At 47.0% G+C, this 685-nt stretch carries 1 protein-coding gene; it reads right to left on the bottom strand.

Features of this window, described 5'->3' with window-relative positions; translation table 11 throughout:
* Nucleotides 1-685: cytochrome c biogenesis protein CcsA (gene ccsA / locus R8O11_RS28010; protein WP_318194972.1), on the bottom strand; the 685-nt coding region annotated here is incomplete at both ends.

Genomic DNA, 685 nt, shown 5'->3' with positions numbered 1-685 from the left:
CTAAGAGGAAATATCAAGCTATTAAAATACGGCGCACCAACAGAGATGTTTCCCAACCCTAGCAATTGATAAATCATCGGGTAGAACGTACCTAAAAAGACGATCGCCGTGGATATGACCAAAAGTCCAATGGACACACACACCATATAAGAACGACTAATCAAGGAACGTAATCTAAATGGTTTGATGGCATCTCCACGCATAATCAGTACGCCAAACGTCATCAATACTAACGCACTAAGCACAGCAAGCAGGGCTAAACCTTTGGTAGGATCCACAGCAAAAGCATGCACCGACGTTAATACGCCAGAACGTACGATAAATGTCCCGAGAATGCTTAAACTAAAGGTCGCAAACGCCAACGCGTATGTGCTCCACAACGCTCCCTGATTTTTCTTTGCTAATACCCCGCTGTGCAGGAGTGCAGTGCCGGTTAACCACGGCAATAAAGAGGCATTTTCTACTGGGTCCCAAAACCACCAGCCTCCCCAGCCAAGTTCATTGTATGCCCACCAAGAGCCGACGAGGATACCAACAGTCAGGGTTCCCCAGGCAAAATACGCGGCCTTTCGCGTACAACGGTACCATTCATTGACAGGCCGTTTGCTTAATAACGCCGCAAGTGCAAACGCCAAAATGGCGGAATAGCCAACGTAACCTAAATATAAAAGTGGCGGATGAATGA

The sequence above is a fragment of the Vibrio sp. 1288 genome (genome assembly GCF_033344475.1).
Note: the sequence above shows the minus strand (reverse complement) of the source record. Positions and strands in the feature narration are given on the sequence as shown.